Annotated in this window: 13 protein-coding genes and 5 pseudogenes; 12 read left to right on the top strand and 6 right to left on the bottom strand. The window is 72.0% G+C overall.

Features of this window, described 5'->3' with window-relative positions:
* Positions 1-4 precede the first annotated feature (4 nt).
* The 3 genes and pseudogenes from L2X98_RS16420 to L2X98_RS16410 form a co-directional block, all read right to left on the bottom strand.
* On the bottom strand, positions 5-1,924 hold the full coding sequence (locus tag L2X98_RS16420) for a lipase family protein (protein ID WP_259611613.1): 1,920 nt from the start codon (positions 1,922-1,924) through the stop codon (positions 5-7).
* A gap of 49 nt (positions 1,925-1,973) precedes the next feature.
* Positions 1,974-2,957: pseudogene (locus tag L2X98_RS16415) on the bottom strand (LOG family protein).
* A 148-nt stretch (positions 2,958-3,105) separates the two neighbouring features.
* Positions 3,106-4,878: pseudogene (locus tag L2X98_RS16410) on the bottom strand (proline--tRNA ligase).
* Positions 4,879-5,050: 172 nt separating this feature from the next.
* Here L2X98_RS16410 and L2X98_RS16405 point away from each other — a divergent pair.
* From L2X98_RS16405 to L2X98_RS16380, 6 genes and pseudogenes are all read left to right on the top strand, one after another.
* Positions 5,051-5,503 carry an RNB domain-containing ribonuclease gene (locus tag L2X98_RS16405; RefSeq protein WP_354002833.1) on the top strand — a complete coding sequence of 151 codons (453 nt, stop codon included), beginning with the start codon at positions 5,051-5,053 and terminating at the stop codon, positions 5,501-5,503.
* Positions 5,394-5,963 (top strand): annotated as a pseudogene (locus L2X98_RS16400) (RNB domain-containing ribonuclease); the annotation flags it as partial. The gene L2X98_RS16405 and the pseudogene L2X98_RS16400, both read left to right, overlap by 110 nt.
* 150 nt (positions 5,964-6,113) lie before the next feature.
* Positions 6,114-6,425, top strand: coding sequence for a hypothetical protein (locus L2X98_RS16395; RefSeq protein WP_259613364.1), 312 nt, complete (start codon positions 6,114-6,116; stop codon positions 6,423-6,425).
* A 156-nt stretch (positions 6,426-6,581) separates the two neighbouring features.
* Positions 6,582-8,009 carry a pyroglutamyl-peptidase I family protein gene (locus tag L2X98_RS16390; RefSeq protein WP_259611612.1) on the top strand — a complete coding sequence of 476 codons (1,428 nt, stop codon included), beginning with the start codon at positions 6,582-6,584 and terminating at the stop codon, positions 8,007-8,009.
* Between the two features lie 12 nt (positions 8,010-8,021).
* Positions 8,022-8,771 carry a hypothetical protein gene (locus L2X98_RS16385; RefSeq protein ID WP_259611611.1) on the top strand — a complete coding sequence of 250 codons (750 nt, stop codon included), beginning with the start codon at positions 8,022-8,024 and terminating at the stop codon, positions 8,769-8,771.
* Positions 8,720-10,285 carry an HNH endonuclease signature motif containing protein gene (locus L2X98_RS16380; protein ID WP_259611610.1) on the top strand — a complete coding sequence of 522 codons (1,566 nt, stop codon included), beginning with the start codon at positions 8,720-8,722 and terminating at the stop codon, positions 10,283-10,285. The genes L2X98_RS16385 and L2X98_RS16380 overlap by 52 nt, the downstream gene beginning before the upstream one ends.
* Positions 10,286-10,405: 120 nt before the next feature.
* On the opposite strand, the gene L2X98_RS16375 is transcribed toward L2X98_RS16380, so the two are convergent.
* A complete protein-coding gene (locus L2X98_RS16375) occupies positions 10,406-11,254 on the bottom strand; it encodes an alanyl-tRNA editing protein (protein ID WP_259611609.1) in 849 nt (282 codons plus the stop codon).
* A 95-nt stretch (positions 11,255-11,349) separates the two neighbouring features.
* Between L2X98_RS16375 and L2X98_RS16370 the strand changes: the two genes are divergently transcribed.
* Both L2X98_RS16370 and L2X98_RS16365 read left to right on the top strand, forming a co-directional pair.
* Complete coding sequence (locus L2X98_RS16370) at positions 11,350-11,484, top strand: VOC family protein (RefSeq protein ID WP_259611608.1); 135 nt, start codon at positions 11,350-11,352, stop codon at positions 11,482-11,484.
* Positions 11,466-11,774 carry a VOC family protein gene (locus L2X98_RS16365; RefSeq protein ID WP_259611607.1) on the top strand — a complete coding sequence of 103 codons (309 nt, stop codon included), beginning with the start codon at positions 11,466-11,468 and terminating at the stop codon, positions 11,772-11,774. Before L2X98_RS16370 ends, L2X98_RS16365 begins: the two co-directional genes overlap by 19 nt.
* Positions 11,775-11,876: 102 nt before the next feature.
* Here L2X98_RS16365 and ispG read toward each other — a convergent pair whose 3' ends face one another.
* Positions 11,877-13,007: a flavodoxin-dependent (E)-4-hydroxy-3-methylbut-2-enyl-diphosphate synthase gene (gene ispG / locus L2X98_RS16360; RefSeq protein ID WP_259613363.1), complete on the bottom strand. Its 1,131-nt coding sequence runs from the start codon at positions 13,005-13,007 to the stop codon at positions 11,877-11,879.
* Between the two features lie 234 nt (positions 13,008-13,241).
* Between ispG and L2X98_RS16355 the strand changes: the two are divergent.
* Positions 13,242-15,219: pseudogene (locus tag L2X98_RS16355) on the top strand (anthranilate synthase family protein).
* Here the strand turns inward: L2X98_RS16355 and L2X98_RS16350 are convergent.
* Positions 15,191-16,466, bottom strand: a pseudogene (locus L2X98_RS16350) (M50 family metallopeptidase). The pseudogenes L2X98_RS16355 and L2X98_RS16350 sit on opposite strands and share 29 nt — an antisense overlap.
* Positions 16,467-16,564: 98 nt before the next feature.
* Between L2X98_RS16350 and L2X98_RS16345 the strand changes: the two are divergent.
* The 3 genes from L2X98_RS16345 to L2X98_RS16335 all read left to right on the top strand — a co-directional run bounded on the left by L2X98_RS16345 (position 16,565) and on the right by L2X98_RS16335 (position 18,069).
* The gene (locus L2X98_RS16345) at positions 16,565-17,134 is read left to right on the top strand and encodes a hypothetical protein (protein ID WP_259611606.1); all 570 of its coding nucleotides are present in this window, start codon (positions 16,565-16,567) and stop codon (positions 17,132-17,134) included.
* 250 nt (positions 17,135-17,384) lie between these two features.
* Positions 17,385-17,657 (top strand): hypothetical protein, encoded by a 273-nt coding sequence (locus L2X98_RS16340; protein ID WP_259611605.1) that lies wholly within the window; start codon positions 17,385-17,387, stop codon positions 17,655-17,657.
* On the top strand, positions 17,578-18,069 hold the full coding sequence (locus tag L2X98_RS16335; RefSeq protein WP_259613362.1) for a YcnI family protein: 492 nt from the start codon (positions 17,578-17,580) through the stop codon (positions 18,067-18,069). The genes L2X98_RS16340 and L2X98_RS16335 overlap by 80 nt, the downstream gene beginning before the upstream one ends.
* Positions 18,070-18,129: the final 60 nt, after the last annotated feature.

The following is an 18,129-nucleotide window of genomic DNA, read 5'->3' as shown; positions in this document are numbered from 1 at the left end:
CTATTCAGCTCTCGCGGGCGCGCGTGCGCGCCGACATCCCTACAACGTTACCGGATGCCGTCTCTCGAGAGTCTGTGAGGATGCCCGCACTCACGCGCATTCCGACGGCGGCGGAGTACGGCCGGCGAACAGGCCCGCCGTCCAGTCGATCAGCTTGGGCAGCAGCGGTGAGGACGGCTCGAGCACGGCCTGGTGGGTGACCGCCGGATACTCGCTCCACTCGACGCTGTTCCCGGCCGCGCACAGCCGCTTCACGAACGACACCTGCTGGCTGCGCGGGATGACCTCGTCCCGTTCGCCCCACACGACCAGCAGCGGCGTGTTCCAGGCGCCGTTCACGTTGTTCTGCCCCAGCCGGTGCCCCAGGGCGCCGGTGGTCAGGTCGCCGATGTACAGCGGGCGGTCCTCCGAGACGCCGAGCGCGGCGACCACCGAGACGATCACCCCCGGCTCGGTCGGACATCGCTTGCGCCATCTCGCGGACGATCGACCGGGCGCCCGGTGCGACGTAGTTCTCCACCCGCACGTCGGGGTAGGTCTGCGAGTACGGGATGAGCACCCACGCCGTCAGCACCGTCAGCTGGACGCTCGCGTAGCCGGCCGTCAGGTCGCGGGCGAGGGCCAGCGGCTCGGCCGCCGGCGCGAGCGCCGCCGTGCCGAGCACCCGCAGGTCGGGCGTGTACCGACGCGCGATCTGGCTGGCCCAGAGCGCGGCGTGCCCGCCCTGGGAGTGCCCCCAGACCACCACGTCATCCGATGCCCACACGTGCGGGAGCCGCTGCGCGGCCAGCACCGCGTCCAGCGCGGACCGCGCCTCGCCCTCGCCGATGAGGTAGGGGAAGACGCCGGGCGCCCCCTGGCCGGCGTAGTCCGGGGCGACCACTATCCAGCCGTACGCGAGCGCCCGGTCCAGGGCCGGAATCGCCCACCGGGTGGCGGCGTCGTCGCGCAGGCTCGGCGCACAGCCGCGCGCCACGCCGGTCGTCCCGTGGTTCCAGAGCACGATCGGCATCGGTGCGGCGGGCGTCACATCGGGGATGATGACCAGAGCGCTGGCCGGCACCGGCTCACCGTGCGCGTCGGTGCTCGTGTAGAGGATGCGCTTCACGTCCGCACCCGCCGGGATCTTCCCGCCGTATTCGTCGGAGCGGATGAGCTCGCCGTGACCGGAGGGGACCTGCTGCGGCGGGTCGTAGAACGCGTCCACCACGGGGGCGCCGTGCTCGAGCCAGTCGTTCAGGAACCCCCCGGTGACCGTGACGACCACCAGCAGCCCGGCCAGCGCGTACCGTCCACCGTCCGCCCACCGCGGGTGCCCGGTGCGGGTGCGCCGGGGTCGCGCGCCTCGGTCGGGCCGCTGCGCGAGGGCTCCGACCCCGCGAATGAGCAGCATCGCGCCGAACACCGTGGTGCGCACGCCGAAGACCACCGCGACCACCAGGACCGTGACATCCGGCCAGGTCAGCGACAGCACCCCGAACGCGAGTTGGGCGGCCCCCCAGCTGGCCGCCAGCACCCGCTCGCTGACCCGCACGCGCTCGCCGGCGCGGTGGTGCGCCACGGCGTCGGCCAGCGAGGTGGCCCCGCCCAGCAGCAGGAGGACGGCCAGGGCGGCCGGCAGCAGGTTCAGGCTGCGACCGATCCAGATCAGGATGAGCGCGCCGAGGAGGACCCACACCAGCGCGAACGCGCGCGACCACCATCGCGGCGACCGATGCGCGGATACGAACTCGATGATCCCCGAGATGATCGCACTCAGCCCGACGTACATCCCCAGCAGCACCAGGGAGGTCAGCGGCCGTGCGACGATGAGCACGCCCAGGACCGCGACCACCGCCCCCACCACGACCAGGACCCGCGGCGGGGCCTGTTCGAGCAGGCGCGGGAGGACGCTCCACCGCCTGCCGCCCTGCTCCCCCGTCACCGGAGCCATCATAGGTCGCTGAGCCGGTCGCATCGCCGACGCCCGGGCGTCAGGACGGGCGGGCCCACTCGTTGATCGCCCGGATCACGCGGTGCAGCTCGCCCACCTTGAACGGGTTCAACGTCATCACCAGGCGGGAGCTCGAGCCGGTCGCCGTCCTCCCGCTCGTCGCGCAGCGGATCGGTGAGCGCGATCGCACCCTCGGTGAGCAGGTGCGCGAAGCGCTCGTTGAGCTCGGCCAGCTGGGCGTCGTCGGGGGCGATGCGCATCCGCAGCACGAGGCGGCTCGCGCACCCACCGCAGGGAGTCGTAGTTGCGCCAGAATCCGGTGATCTCCTCCACCGCGGCCGGCACGGAGTCGGTCACCAGCACGCGATCGAAGTCGTCCGGATCGATCACGCCCGCCGGGACCAGGTGCTGGTCGATGAAGCGGCGCAGGCCGGCCCAGAACGTGCCGCCGGGCTCGTCCAGCAGCACGATCGGCATCGGCTCGGCCTTGCCGGTCTGCCTGCAGGGTGAGCAGCTCGAACATCTCGTCCATCGTGCCGAAGCCGCCGGGCACGCAGATGAAGCCGTGCGATTCCTTCATCAGCATCAGCTTGCGGGTGAAGAAGTACTTCATCGACACGAGATTCTCGGAGTCGGCCAGCAGCGCGTTCGGCTTCTCCTCGAACGGCAACCGGATCGAGACGCCGATCGACCGATCGGGCCCGGCGCCGTCCGCCGCCGCCTGCATGATCCCGGGGCCGGCGCCGGTGACCACGAACCAGCCGTGGTCGGACAGCGCGTGCGCGGCATCCTTCGCCTGCCGGTACAGCGGATCGTTCGCCTTCGTGCGCGCCGACCCGAAGATCGTCACCTTGGGCACGTCGTGGTAGGGCGCGAACAGGCCGAACGCCGCGCGCATCTCGGTGAGGGCGGCCGAGGTGATCTTCAGATCGAGACGATCGGTGTCGTCCATGCCGAGGCCGACCCCGGTCGCCAGGATTCGGGCCACCAGGTCCGTCTGCTCGGTGATGCCCGCGGCATCCATCGCCTGCCGCAGCGACTCGGTGACCTCGCGCGGGATGGTGTTCGAGGAGGATCCAGCCATGCCTCCACCCTGCCACGGTCGCGGGCCGACGCGGCTGCGGCCGGGCGCGACACGGGCGCGGATGCCGCGGTCCGACGTGCCGTCGCGGTCAGCGCTGTGCGATGAGCCGGGCGACCGCTTCGGCCGCGGGCAGCGTGTCGCGCTCCCCGCACGGCGGTCCCACAGTTCCACCTGGCCGTCGGCGGCACCGCGGCCGGCCACCAGTACGTGCGGGACGCCGATCAGCTCGGCGTCGCCGAACTTGACCCCCGGCGAGACCTTCGGCCGATCGTCGTAGAGCACGTCCAGTCCCGCCGCCTCGAGCTGCGCGGAGACCTGCTCGGCGAGCTCGGCGGCCACCGCATCCTTGCCGGCCGCCACCACGTGCACGTCGAAGGGGGCCACCGACTCGGGCCAGATCAGCCCCTTCTCGTCGTTGTTCAGCTCGGCGATGATCGCCAGGATGCGGGTCACCCCGATGCCGTACGAGCCCATCGTGACGGTGACGAGCTTGCCGTTCTCGTCGAGCACCTTCAGTCCCAGCGCCTCGGCGTACTTGCGGCCGAGCTGGAAGACGTGCCCGATCTCCATGCCCCGGGCCAGGTGCACGGGGCCGGAGCCGTCCGGCGCGGGGTCGCCGTCCAGCACCTCGGCGACCTCGACGCTGCCGTCCGCCTGGAAATCGCGCCCCGCGACCAGACCGAACACGTGCTGCGCATCGACGTTCGCCCCGGTGATCCAGCCCGAGCCGTCTGAGACCCGCGGGTCGAGCAGGTAGCGGATACCGGTCGAGCCGTTCTCCCCCAGCACGGCGCCGTCGGCAGACCACGGGCCGATGTAGCCCTTCACCAATCCCGGGTGTTTCGCGAAGTCCGCGTCGGTGGCAGGCTCGACCTCGGCCGGCGCGAACGCGACCTCGGCCCGCTTCATGTCCACCTCACGGTCACCGGGCAGGCCCACCACGACGATCTCGCGCGACCCATCGAGGCCCACCAGCGCCAGCACCACGTTCTTCAGTGTGTCGGCGGCGGTCCACGACCTGCCGTCGGGCCGCGGATGCCGCTGGTTCGCCGCCTCGACGAGAGTCGCGATCGTCGGGCTGCCCGGGGTGTCGAGCACCTCTGCGGGCGTCAGCTTCTCGTAGCTTGCGCGTCGGCGGCGCCAGCGTCGTGAACGCCTCGACGTTGGCGGCGTAGCCGCCTGCGGAGCGCACGAACGTGTCCTCGCCGACCGCGGTCGGGTGCAGGAACTCCTCGCTGCGCGAGCCGCCCATGGCCCCGGCATCCGCCTGCACGATGACGTATTCCAGACCCAGGCGCCGGAAGATCCGCTCGTACGCGTCGCGCTGGGCCATGTAGGAGACATCCAGGCCGGTGTCGGTGTAGTCGAACGAGTAGGCGTCCTTCATGGTGAACTCGCGCCCGCGCAGCAGGCCCGCGCGGGGGCGCGCCTCGTCGCGGTACTTGTCCTGGATCTGGTAGATCGACAGCGGCAGGTCCTTGTACGACGAGTACAGGTCCTTCACCAGCAGCGTGAAGGCCTCTTCGTGCGTGGGGGCGAGCAGATAGTCGCTGCCCTTGCGGTCCTGCAACCGGAAGAGCAGGTCGCCGTACTCCTCCCACCGACCGGTCGCCTCGTACGGGTCGCGCGGCATCAGCGCCGGGAAGTGGACCTCCTGGGCGCCCGCGGCATCCATCTCCTCGCGGATGATCCGCTCGATCCGGGCCTTGACCCGCAGGCCCAGCGGCAGCCACGCGAAGATGCCGGCCGCCTGGCGGCGGATGTAGCCGGCGCGCACGAGCAGCTTGTGGCTGACCACCTCCGCCTCGGCGGGGTCTTCACGGAGCGTGCGGACGAAGAGCTTCGACATACGAGTGACCACGTCGCCCAGTCTAGAGGCGCGGGATGCCGCACCCGGCGCGGGTCCCGCCGTACACTGACGACGTGACCCGTCGCCGTCCCCGCCTCGTATCCGCCGCGGCCGGGAACGCCCTGTCCGCATCGCTGACCGCCCTGCACGCCGAGCTGGAGCTGCCCGGGACTTCCCGCCGGAGGTGGTCGCCGAGGCCGAGTCGGCCGCGCGCGAGGTGGTCGCCCAGCCGTCCGCCGACATCGCCGACCTGCGCGAGATCGAGTTCCTCACGATCGACCCGGAGGGCTCCCGCGACCTGGATCAGGCCCTGCACCTGCAGCGCACGCCCGGCGGCGGCATCCTGCACTACGCCATCGCCGACGTGCCGGCGTTCGTGCGGCCCGGTGGCGCGGTGGATGCCGCGGCCCGGCAGCGCGGCCAGACCCTCTACGCGGTGGACGGGCGGATCCCGCTTGCACCCGACGGTGCTCAGCGAGGGCGCCGTCTCGCGCTTGCCCGACCAGGACCGGCTCGCGTTCGTCTGGCGGTTCGAGCTGGACGAGCGTGCCGAGCCGGTGGCCACCACGCTGCAGCGCGCCATGGTGCGCTCGCGGGCGCAATGGACCTACGCCGACGCGCAGCGCGCCGTCGATGACGGGTCGGGGCCGGAGTCGCTGACCGCACTGAAGTGGTTCGGCACCCAGCGCGCGCTGCGCGAGCAGGAGCGCGGCGGGGCCAGCCTGAACTCCCCGGAGATCGAGGTCGAGCTGCGGGACGGCCAGTATCTGCTGGAGCGGCGGGCGACGCGCGAGATCGAGGACTGGAACGCCCAGGTGTCGCTGCTGACCGGGATGGCCGCCGCGCAGATCATGCTGGCCGGACGAGTGGGGATCCTCCGCACGATGCCTGCGGCCGACGACGAGGACGTCGCGGCGTTCCGCGCGCAGACCGTCGCGCTCGGGCTGCCGTGGGAGTCCGGCGTCCCCTACGGCGAATACCTGCGCGGCCTGGACGGCGTCGACCCGGTCACCCTCGCAGTGCGCGACGCCGCCACCTCGCTGTTCCGCGGGGCGGGATACACCGCGTTCGCCGGGGAGGTGCCGGCCGAGACGATCCAGGCCGCCATCGCCGCGCCGTACGCGCACGCCACCGCGCCGCTGCGGCGCCTGGTCGACCGGTGGTCGCTCGTGGTGTGCGAGGCGCTGGCGAACGGACGCGCGGTTCCGGAATGGGCGCGCGAGAGCCTGCCCGAGCTGCCGAAGGCGATGGGACGCAGGCACGCAGCTGGCCGCACGCCTGGAGAACGCCACCCTCGATCGGGTCGAGGCCGCGCTGCCGACGGGCGCGAGGGCCAGACGTTCGACGGCACCGTGCTCGGGCACCGCGGCGACGGCGCACGGGTGCAGCTGACCGGGCCGCTGGTGTCGGTGAAGGTGGAGGGGCTGGATGCCGCGGCCGGCACGACCGTGCGGCTGCGGCTGACCGGCGCCGACATCGCGACCGGCGAGATCGTGCTGGTCGCGGTGGACGGGCCGGCCGACGCGGACGGCGCCGGCGCGGGCGGGGACCGAGGCTGATGCCGGGCGTCCTGCTCACCGGCTTCGAGCCGTTCGCCGGCGACGCCGCCAACCCGTCGGGAGACGCGGTGCGACTCGCCCCGTCCCTCTGGGACGGCCCGGAGCCGCTGGCCACGGCAGTGCTCCCGGTGACGTTCGCCGGCGCCGCGCAGCGGCTTGCGCGAGCTGATCGCCGCGCACGAGCCGGACGTCGTCATCGCGACCGGGCTGGCCGGCGGGCGGGATGCCGTCAGCATCGAGCGGGTGGCCGTGAATCTGATCGACGCCCGCATCCCCGACAACGCCGGCGCACAGCCGGTGGACCTGCCCTGCGTGCCGGGTGGACCGGCGGCCTGGTTCGCGACCGTGCCGGTCAAGGCGATGACGGTCGCGGTGGCGGGTCGCGGCATCCCGTGCCGGCTGTCGCTGTCGGCGGGCAGCTTCGTGTGCAATCACGTGTTCGCGCAGGCGATGGATGCCGTCGGCTCCGGTGCCCGCGCCGGGTTCGTGCACGTGCCGTGGGCGACCGGCCAGGCACCCGGCGGCGAACCGGAGCTTGCCGCTGGACGACATCGCCCGGGCGCTCGTGACCGCCGCGCGCACGGCGCTGGACGTGCGGGTCGATGCGGCAGAGCCCGGCGGCGCACTGCACTGACGGTTCGGGGACGGCGGCCCGCACTCCGAACGCTCCCGGCGTCGCCGCCGCTACGCTGGCCCGATGGCGCGCATGCCCGAGGCCGAGGTGGAGGTCGACGTCGCTCTGGTGAGGCGGCTGCCGGGCGCAGGCATCCCGATCTCGCCGGTCTGCCGGCGCGGATCGCCGAGAACGGCTGGGACAACGTGATGGTCCGGCTCGGCGAGGAGCTGACGGTGCGCGTCCCGCGGCGCGAGGCCGCGGCGCGGCTGGTCGAGCACGAGCAGCTGGTGCTCCCGCGACTCGCGGGGCGGCTTCCCGTGGCGGTGCCGGTTCCGGTGCGCGTCGGGCGGCCGACGCGTTTCTACCCGTGGTCGTGGTCGGTCGTGCCGTGGTTCGAAGGGGAGGTCGCCGCCTCCCTGCCCGCATCGGAGCGCGACGGGTGGGCCGAGCTGTGGGCCGAGACGCTCGCGGCGCTGCACCGGCCGGCGGATGCCGATGCGCCGCCCAATCCCGTGCGCGGCGTGCCGCTCGCGCTGCGGATGGACGCGATCCGCGACCGGATGTCAGCCTTCGCGCGCGCCGGCGAGCTGCGGGCGAGGTTCGAACGGGATGCCGCGGCTCCGCCGTACGCCGGGCCTCCCCTGTGGATCCACGGCGATCCGCATCCGCTGAACGTGCTGTGCCGCGGCGGCGCGCTGACCGCCCTCATCGACTTCGGCGACGTCACCGCGGGCGACCCGGCGACGGATCTGGCGACGGCGTGGATGACGTTCACGCCACGCGGCCGTGCCCTGTTCATCGAGCGCTACACGGCGCTCACGGGTGCGGATGCCGCGATGTGGCGCCGCGCCCGCGCGTGGGCAGCCGGCATGGCCTCGGCGATGCTGGCCGCCAGCGACGACCACGCCGCACTCGCGGCGATCGGGCGGCACACGGTGGAGCAGGTGCTCGGCGAGCCCCCGGAGTGACCTGGCCCGTCGGTGGGCGTCGCAGTTCCGAAATATCATCGCGGCATGCGCCACGTCTTCCACACCCGTGTTGATCTCGCTGCCGATACCACGGCCCTCGTCCCACTGAGCGATTTGGCCACCATCGACACCGCGGCATACGAAGCCGCGATCGCCAAGTACGAGGGGTCGCCTGAGCGCCGGAGGCTTCGAGACACGGTCATACCTCTCCTGCACCTGGGCTGGACCGAGGTCGTCTTCCTGAGCCCGATCCATCCGCACGCGTCCTGGCAGGCCTGGCAGGAGATCACGGGCGAGGCGCTGCCGCGCGTTGAGTTCTGGGCCATCCCGATAGATGATCTGCCCGATGACGCCGTCATCTTCGATCGGACGACGAGCGTCGTCGGCGAGGCGATCGACCCGACCGAGGTCGTCCCACTCAACCGCGCCTCGTTCCTCACATCGATGGGCGTGCCGGACAGAAACCGGCAGTGGCTGAGGGAGCTTGCGGGGTCGGGGCGGCGTGGTGCATGGTTCAATCGGCTTGCCTCATGTGCTCACCGCCGGTCCGGTGACACTGGATCATGCCCAGGTGATCTCATGGGTCGAGTCGGCGGGATGACTCTGCTGGCGCAGAGGCGACGTCATCGTTACCGCACCGTTATCGAGGAGGGGCGTCGAGGGGGTCGAAGACCCGCTCGAATGTCGGTGGTCCTGGGGATGATGGTGTTATGGCATTCTTCTCCGATCTCGAAGCGCACGCGGCGACGCTGCGCGCGCTGATCGGAGACGACCCGCGGGCGGTGGACCTTCCCGCACGGGTCGCGGCACTCGATGACGACGCTATCGTCGCCACCATCGCCGAAGCGTCCGCGGTCGTGCGTGCCGCCGAGTCGCTGCGGATCGCCGCGACCGGCGTCGTCGCGGCCCGATCGTCGCGTGCGGCAGGGCATTCCGGGCTCTCGCAGGTGCGCGGGCATCGGTCTCCGGTGTCGCTGGTGCAGGAGATCACCGGGGCGAGCCGGACCGACGCCGTCAAGCAGGTGCGGCTCGGGGAGGCCATGTGGGCGGCGGTCCCGACCGCGGACGATGCGGACGCGCCCGACCAGGCCGACACGGCCCCTGTCGCACGGCCCTGGCACGCCCCGTTGAGCCAGGCGCTGCTGGGCGACCGGATCACTGCCGCCCAGCACGACGCGATCCTCCGCAACCTCGGCGAACCCCCGACGATCGACGCGGACGACACGGCAGCGGCCGCCGCCGGAGCGGATGACGGGACCGACGCCGACGACGCGGCCGACGCCGCCGGCGCCGAGCGTCGCCGGCTGGTGGACGCGGCACGCGAAGAGGCGCGAGCGGCGTGGGAGACCGCGGCATGCCAGCTGATCGACGAGGCAGGATGCCGCACCGTGGAGGATCTGGCCGCCCAGGCCCGCGCGATCCGCGACATCCTGGACCCCGAAGGCGCCCAACGACGCTTCGAGCACAGGTACGCGCGGCGCTCGTTCCGCACCTGGCGCGACGCCGACGGCGTCCTGCACGGCTCGTTCATCTTCGACGACGAAGGAGCCCTGTGGGTGCAGACGATCCACGACCACGCGCTCGCACCACGCAGAGGAGTCCGGTTCGTCGACGACACCACCCGCGCCGAGCAGCTCGCCGACGACCCCCGCACCACCGACCAGCTCGCGTACGACCTGATGATCGATGTGCTGCGCGCCGGGGCGCTGGCCGAACCGGAAGCCGTCTTCGGCACCCGACAGGCGGGCATCCGGCTGCTCATCACCCAGGACGCCGTCCACGCCGCCGAACGCGGAGAACCCGCCACCGGGTCCGCACAGGACGACTGCGCCCCGGTCCCGGCCACCCTCGCCCTCCAGCACGCCTGCGACACCGGTATCAGCGAGTGTCTGATCGACGCCGCCGGCAACCCGCTGGACCTGGGCCGGGAGGCCCGGCTCTTCACCGCGAAACAGAAACTGACCCTGGCGATCCGGGACGGAGGATGCCGGTGGCCGGGCTGTGACCGCCCCGCCCACTACTGCGAATCCCACCACATCGACGCCTGGGCCGCCGGAGGCCGCACCGACGTGGACCGCGGCATCCTCCTCTGCCGGTTCCACCACATGCAACTCCACCACGGCGGCTGGACCATCACCCGACACCGAAAGGACGACTTCGTCCTCCACCCACCCGGCCGCGCGGCCCCGATCCTGCTCACCACCCGCCTCGCACGACGCTACCAATGGAGATCCTCGCCACCACCACCCAGATTCCTCCCCACCGCCGTGGCCTGAGGCTGCCGATCTGGCAGGCTGCCGTGGGTGTCCGTCAGCGCGGCACGGACGCCGGGTGGTCGGTCAGTGCGGCACGGTCGCCGGGTGGTCGGTCAGTGCGGCACGGCCGCTGGGTGTCCGTCAGCGCGGCACGGCCGCCGTCGTCATCACCAGCAGCTGCGGATCGGACAGGTCCAGCTCCACCGTGATCGAGGCGAATTCCGACAGCGACCTGACGTGCGTGCCACCGCACGCGAACCCGACCTCACCCTCGGGCAGTGTGCACTGCCAGGTGCGCCGATCGGTGATCGTCGGACCCTCCACGACGATCCGGCTCTCGCCACCGGCGGCCACCCACTCCGCCAGCCGCGCGTTGATCCGGTCTTGACGGTCGCCGAGCGTGGCAGCGAACCCCTCCGAGTCGAACCCCGCCTTGCGCAGGCTCTTGCCGAGCCGATACTCGTCCACGCTGCCGTCCGGACGGATGCTGCTGGTCTGGTTCGCGCGCGCCTCGAAGTCCGGACTGCCCAGCGGATCCACGCCCGGGTCCTTCCGCCACAGATCGGCGAGCGCATGATCCAGCGCCAGCGACGACAGGTGGCACGCCGTGTGCCCGCGGCTCAGTGCCGCGCGCCGCGCAGCATCCACCTCCGCGCTCACGCGCACACCGGGTGCCAGCCACGCCGGCCGCGCACCGTCGAGGCGATGCCCGACGAGCCACGTCCATCCCTCCGCGCCGCGCTTGACCGGGATATCTGTTCCGACGAACACCGCTCCCCCGGCGTCGACGGCTGCCATCACGGCCTCCTCCACCGGTACGGCGCCGTCGTCCGAACGCAGATATCCGGCATCACCGGGCTGGTCCGGCCAGGTGTGGTCGACCGGATGGAACGGCGTGGCATCCAGCACCACGACGTCGCCGACCACGTACTGCACCGTTCCCTCGCCCGTCACGGCACCCTCGGGGAACGTCACGACTGTCGCTGACATAGGCCTCCTTCGCGCACCGCAGACTACCAACCCGGTCGATGTCGGAGCTGCGCGCTACCGTGACCAGACCGACCCACAGGACCACGGGAGGCACGATGGCGACCCTCGGCAACATCACGATCTACGCGGACGACCCGCGGCGGCTCTCGCACTTCTGGGCCGACGTGCTCGGCTACCCGCACAGCGAGTTCGAGGGGCCGCTGAGGGAGGCTTGCTCGCCTCGGGCCTGACGGAGGCCGACCTGGGCACACGCGGCCTGGCCGAGGACCCGGAGGGCAGGGGTCCACGGCTGTTCTTCCACCACGCCGACGGGCAGAAGCGGCAGCGCAACCGGATCCACCTGGATCTGCTGCCGCCAGAGGGCGAGGGCACGCACCAGGAGCGCATGGAGGCGGAGAAAGATCGCCTCGTCGCACTGGGCGCGACCGTGGTGCGCCTGGTCGATCAGCAGTGGGGGCCGTGGCCCGAGCGGTATTACCAGATGCAGGATCCGGAAGGGAACGAGTTCTGCCTGGAATGACGATACCCCGCACGGGGCCCGTCATCAGGGCCGAGGACCAGACCGGGCGCGATCAGGTCCGGGGATCAAGCCGGGTGATCAGGCGGTAACCAGACCGGGCGATCAGGCCGTGACGACCTGCGCGGTGCCCAGCGCCGCATCCGGGCCCATCTCGGCGGCGATCCGGTTCGCCTCGGCGATCAGCGTCGCCACGATCTCGGACTCCGGCACGGTCTTGACCACCTCGCCCTTCACGAAGATCTGACCCTTGCCGTTGCCGCTGGCAACACCCAGATCCGCCTCGCGCGCCTCGCCGGGACCGTTCACCACGCATCCCATCACCGCTACCCGCAGCGGCACCGTCACATCCTTCAGCCCCTCGGTCACCGAGTCGGCCAGCGTGTAGACATCGACCTGCGCCCGCCCGCACGAGGGGCACGACACGATCTCCAGCGTCCGCTCGCGCAGCCCGAGCGACTGCAGGATCTGCAGACCGACCTTGACCTCTTCGACCGGCGGCGCCGACAGCGAGACCCGGATGGTGTCGCCGATGCCCTCGCCCAGCAGGATGCCGAACGCCGTCGCCGACTTGATCGTGCCCTGGAATGCAGGTCCCGCCTCGGTCACGCCCAGGTGCAGCGGCCAGTCGCCGCGCTCGGCCAGCTGCCGGTAGGCCTTGACCATCACCACCGGATTGTGGTGCTTGACCGAGATCTTGAAGTCGTGGAAGTCATGCTCCTCGAACAGCGACGCCTCCCACACGGCGCTCTCCACGAGCGCCTCGGGCGTCGCACTCCCGTATTTCTCCAGCAGCCGCTTGTCCAGCGACCCGGCGTTGACCCCGATCCGCAGCGACACTCCGGCATCCTTCGCCGCCTTCGCGATCTCGCCCACCTTGTCGTCGAACTGGCGGATGTTGCCCGGGTTGACCCGCACCGCCCCGCACCCGGCGTCGATCGCGGCGAACACGTACTTGGGCTGGAAGTGGATGTCGGCGATCACCGGGATCTGGCTCTTGCGCGCAATGATCGGCAGCGCGTCGGCGTCGTCCTGGCTGGGCACGGCGATCCGCACGATCTCGCAGCCGGACGCCGTCAGCTCGGCGATCTGCTCGAGCGTCGCGTTGATGTCGGTGGTGGGCGTGGTCGTCATGGACTGCACGCTGACCGGGGCGTCCCCGCCGACCAGGACCTTCCCCACCCGGATCTGGCGGCTCCGCCGACGCGGGGCGAGCACATCCGGCACATGGGGCATCCCGAGATTCACTGCTGGCACGGCGACCAGCCTACGCCGCGGCATCCCGGGCACTCGCCGAGCGCCGCATCCCGTCGCCGCGCCCGGTCGCCGCCATGTGGTAGTTTCAGCGCATGTTCGCGAACCGCATCTGGTGGCCCGCCCGCTGAGGCGGTGTCTTCGCGTTCCCACCGACAGACCGCCCACGTGGCGGTCTTTCCTGTCGAGGCCGCCCGACGACCCGAAAGGCCGGCGATGAGACCGACCGCTGCCTCCACCCTCGAGACCCTGCGCACGAGCGGACGGCCGTTCGCGCTTCTGGCCCGTGACCCCGACACCGTCGAAGTGCTCACCGGCCCCGTGGTGGATGTCGATCTGCTGGCCGACATCCCGCTGACGGATGCCGCGGGCACCGCCCGCGAGGTGCTCGCGCTGGTGCCGTTCCGCCAGGTGCGCGAACGCGGGTTCGCGTGCCACGACGATCAGGCGCCGCTGCGCTGCCTCGTCGTCGACGCGCACGAGACCCTGGCCCGCCACGAGGTCGTCGCCGCCCTGCCGACGGCCGAGGTGCCGCTGCGCGATGCCGGCTTCGACATCCCGGACGACGCGTACGCGCAGATCGTGCGCACCGTCATCGCCGACGAGATCGGCCGCGGCGAGGGCGCGAACTTCGTCATCCGCCGCGACTTCACCGCCGCCGTGGACGCCGACCCGCTGCCGGCCGCGCTCACCTGGTTCCGCGCGCTGCTCGAGCACGAGCGCGGCGCGTACTGGACGTTCCTCATCTCCACCCCCGATCACATCGCCGTCGGCGCCAGCCCCGAAGCCCATGTGGTGGCGCGGGACGGCGTGGTCACGATGAACCCGATCTCGGGCACGTTCCGCCACCCGGCCGGCGGCGCCACCGTCGAGACGCTGAGCACGTTCCTGTCCTCCACGAAGGAGACCGAGGAGCTGTTCATGGTCGTGGACGAGGAGCTCAAGATGATGAGCGCCGTCTGCTCGGACGGCGGACGCATCACCGGCCCCCTGCTCAAGGAGATGTCGCGGCTCACGCACACCGAGTACATGCTGCGCGGCCGCAGCCGGCTCGACCCGCGCGACATCCTCCGCGAGACGATGTTCGCCCCGACCGTCACCGGCTCGCCCATGCAGAACGCGTGCACGGTGATCAGCCGGCACGAGCAGACGCCGCGCGGCTACTACTCCGGGGTGCTGGCCCTGTTCACCCCGCGCGAGACGCTGACTGCCGACGAGCCCACGCACGACCTGGACGCGCCGATCCTGATCCGCACCGCCTACCTCGTGGACGGGCGGCTGCGGGTGCCGGTCGGGGCCACCCTGGTGCGTCATTCGGATCCGTACGGAGAGGTGAGCGAGACGCACGGGAAGGCCGCCGGCGTGCTGGGCGCGATCGGCGCCGTGCCCCGCGACGAGGCGGCCGCCGCGGCCGCCGTCGGCGCCTCCGACACCGACGAGCCGACCGCGCAGCCGCGGCTGCTGGCCGACGACCCCGGGATCGCGGCGCTCCTGGCCTCACGCAACGCGCGGCTGGCCCCGTTCTGGCTCAATCCGCAGGGCACCGACGACCACGCCCCGTTCGGCCACCGGTCGACGCTGGTGGTGGATGCCGAGGACCGATTCACGACGATGCTCGCCCACCAGCTTGCGCCACCTGGGACTGGACGTGCGCATCGTGCCGTGGAGCGCGGTGACCGATGCCGAGCTGTATGCTGCGGACCTGGTCGTCGCCGGCCCGGGGCCGGGAGATCCCCGCGATGCGACCAGCGCGCGCATCCGCCGCATGCATGAGGTGGTGGCGCGACGCCGGACGGGCGGACGGCCCCTGCTGGCGGTGTGCCTGAGCCACCAGATCCTGGCGGATGCGCTGGGGATCGCCCTCGTGCCGCTGGATCGGCCCCATCAGGGTCTGCAGAAGACCGTCGACGTGTTCGGCGAGGCCGCCTCGATCGGCTTCTACAACACCTTCACCGCACGGGTCGCGCCGGGCGCCGGACGCATCGGGTCGGTCGAGGTCGCGGCCGATGCGCACACCGGCGACGTGTATGCGCTGCGCGGCGACCGGTTCGCGTCGGTGCAGGGCCACCTGGAGTCGATCCTGTCGCGCGACGGCGTGCAGACGCTGCGCCGGCTCATCGGGCACGCGCTTGCGCTGAGCCGGACCGCCCGGCCGGCGCCCGATCTCACTGTCCGAACAGCGAGATCGGGTTGATGACGTCGGCGAGGATGAGGATCGCGCCCATCGCGATCAGCAGCACGACGACGACGAACGTCACGGGGACCAGGCGGGTGGCGTCCACCGGCTTGGGCGGGGGCGCCGGAACAGCTTCGCCCACGTGCGCTTGATCCCGTCCCACAGCGCCACCACGACGTGACCGCCGTCCAGCGGCAGAGCGGCACCAGGTTGAACACGAACAGCGAGACGTTCAGCGACCCCAGCAGCACGAGGAAGTAGGCGACCCGGTCCAGGATCGGCGCACTGGACGAGGCGGCCTCGCCGGCGAGCACCCCGACACCCACCGGCGACAGCGGACTGTTCGGGTCGCGCTCGCCCCCGGTGACCATCGACTGCACCACGCCGTACAGCTTCTGCGGCAGCTGGACGATGATCCCGGCGACCGCGCCGACGTTCTGGAATGCCGCCGACGGCCCCTCCCAGATCGGCTGGCGCACGTACTCGACCTGGGCAGTGATGCCCACGAAGCCGATCCGGGTGCCGTTCACGTCGCGGGATGCCGGGGTGAGCATCAGCGACTGCTGTGCGCCGTCGCGCTCCACCACCACCGGGATCGTCTCGCCCGCCGACTTCTGGATGATGGCGGATGCCTCGGCGAACGTGGACACCGGGGTGCCGTCCACCGATACGAGCACGTCGCCGGGCTGGATGCCGGCCTCGCTGGCCGGCGAGGCCGGATCGGAGGACGCGCACGAGGTCGCCGTGGTCGATGCCGGCAGACACGAGCTCACCTGCGCGACCGTGGTGGTGGCCGTCTGCACCCCGATGCCGCTGAACGCGATGGTGAACAGCACGATCGCCAGCAGCAGGTTCATGATGGGTCCGCCGAGCATGATGATCACGCGCTTGTACATCGGCAGCCGGTAGAAGGTGCGCGTGTCGTCGTCGCCGTCGAGCGTCTCGTCGTTGGCGGCCCGCGCATCCTGCACCATCGTCGCGAAGAACCCGCCGCCGGCGCGGCCGTCACGCGCGGCGTCCTTCGGGGAGGGCGGATACATGCCCGCCATCGAGATGTAGCCGCCCAGCGGAATGGCCTTCACGCCGTACTCGGTCTCGCCCTTGCGTCGCGACCAGAGAGTCGGGCCGAACCCGATCATGTACTGGCCGACGCGCACGCCGAACTTCTTCGCGGGCAGCAGATGGCCCATCTCGTGCAGGGCGATCGAGACGGCCAGCCCCACGATCATGAGGATGATGCCGATGACGAAGGCGAGGACGGTCACCCCGATACGGTACCCGGATCGGCTTTGAACCAGCCGTACACGCCCTACGCTGGGGGTGTGGATGCCGCCCCTCTCGCAGCGCACGCGCCGTGCGCGGCGTGACGGCGGCGCTGGTGACCGCCCTGGTCGCGGCCACCGCGCACACGTTCGCCGGCGGCGGAGCCCCGTCGCCGCTGCTGGTGGGGATCGCGGTGATCCTGGCGGCTCCGCTCGCGGTGGCCCTGGTCGGCCGCCGCGGCTCGGCGGTGCGCACGGCCGCGGCGGTCGCCGCCGCCCAGGGCGTCTTCCATCTCGCGTTCGCGCTGTTCGCCGACCCCGGCGCCGTGACGTACACGGCGGCACCCGGCATGGTCGGCCACGCCGCCGCGCACACGACCATGACGATGACCACGCTGCACGGCGCGGGATCGCACGACATGTCGCCGGGATCGCCGATGATCCTCGCGCACCTCGTTGCCGCGCTGGTCACCTTCGCGCTGCTGTGGCGCGGCGAGCGGATGCTGCGCGCCCTGGGCCGCGGCATCCGGCGGCTGGTCCCTCTGCTGGTGATCGCCCCCTGGCGTCCCGAGGTGCGCCGGCGCATCGGCGACGTGCTTCCCGACATCCCCGTGCTGCGCTCGCGCCGCGCGCCGGTGGTGGCCGGGCGCGGGCCGCCGCTGGCCGCGTGAGCTGACACCCATATCTGCGCGGCCGCCATCTCTGCGCGGCACCGCCGCGGAGGCGTGCGGACACGCTCCGGCGTGCACACGCCGTCGGCGCGACGCGATCGTGCGTCCGCAATGCCTCCGCACGGCAGCCGCCATACCGTCGGCACATCGTTCGCGGCGCATGCATCTCCTGCGCACGCCGTCCGCACGCTGTTCCGCGGCCGCGCGCATCCCATCCGTGTCGCATCCGCGACCGACGAAAGAGATCTCGATGACCCGTTTCACCTCCCACCCCGCCCGCCTGGCGATCGGCCTGACCGCCGGCGCCCTGCTGGCACTCGCCGTCCCGATGGCCGCATCCGCGCACGTGGAAGTCGGCCCGGACGCCGCCCCGGCCGGCGGCACCACGCCGCTGACGTTCTCGTTCCACCACGGCTTGCGACGACTCCCCCACGACCGCCTTGGTGGTCACCGTCCCCGATGGCGTGGGCAACGTCACCCCGGTCGTCGAGGGCGGCTGGAGCATCCAGCGCACCCTCGGTGACAACGGCGTGCCCACCACCGTCACATACACGGCCGACACGCCGATCGAGACCGGGCTGGCCGCCTCGGTGTCGATGGAGGTGCTGTTCGATTCGTCCGCGCAGGGCGAGACGATCCGGTTCCCGGTGGTGCAGAAGTGCGTGACCGGCTCCACGTCGTGGAGCGAGGTGCCGGAGAAGGGGCAGACCGCCGAGGATCTGGATCACCCGGCGCCGGCGGTCACGGTCGGCCCGAAGGCCGCCCAGGCCTCGGACGGCCACGGCTCGTCGACGACGGATGCCACGGCCGACGCCGCGCCGGAGGCCGACCCGGTCGCCCGCTGGCTGGGCGCCGGCGGACTCGCTGCCGGCGTCATCGCGCTCGTCGTGGCGATCGTCGCCGCCACCCGGCGCCGCGGCCGCTCGGACGGCTGATCCGGGCGCCCGAGCGCATACAGCTGAGCGCATTCGGCTGAGCGCGGCGCAAGCGGGTCG

Origin of the sequence: Microbacterium elymi, assembly GCF_021582895.2 — a bacterium.
GTDB classification, from domain to species: Bacteria; Actinomycetota; Actinomycetes; order Actinomycetales; family Microbacteriaceae; genus Microbacterium; species Microbacterium humicola.
Note: the sequence above shows the minus strand (reverse complement) of the source record. Positions and strands in the feature narration are given on the sequence as shown.

Coding starts and splice junctions, on each gene's coding strand:
- L2X98_RS16395 (WP_259613364.1), top strand. CDS start 6,114: ATGGGACGCAGGCACGCAGCTGGCCGCACGCCTGGAGAACGCCACCCT.
- L2X98_RS16380 (WP_259611610.1), top strand. CDS start 8,720: ATGGCATTCTTCTCCGATCTCGAAGCGCACGCGGCGACGCTGCGCGCG.
- L2X98_RS16375 (WP_259611609.1), bottom strand. CDS start 11,254: ATGTCAGCGACAGTCGTGACGTTCCCCGAGGGTGCCGTGACGGGCGAG.
- L2X98_RS16370 (WP_259611608.1), top strand. CDS start 11,350: ATGGCGACCCTCGGCAACATCACGATCTACGCGGACGACCCGCGGCGG.
- ispG (WP_259613363.1), bottom strand. CDS start 13,007: ATGCCCCATGTGCCGGATGTGCTCGCCCCGCGTCGGCGGAGCCGCCAG.
- L2X98_RS16340 (WP_259611605.1), top strand. CDS start 17,385: ATGACCCGTTTCACCTCCCACCCCGCCCGCCTGGCGATCGGCCTGACC.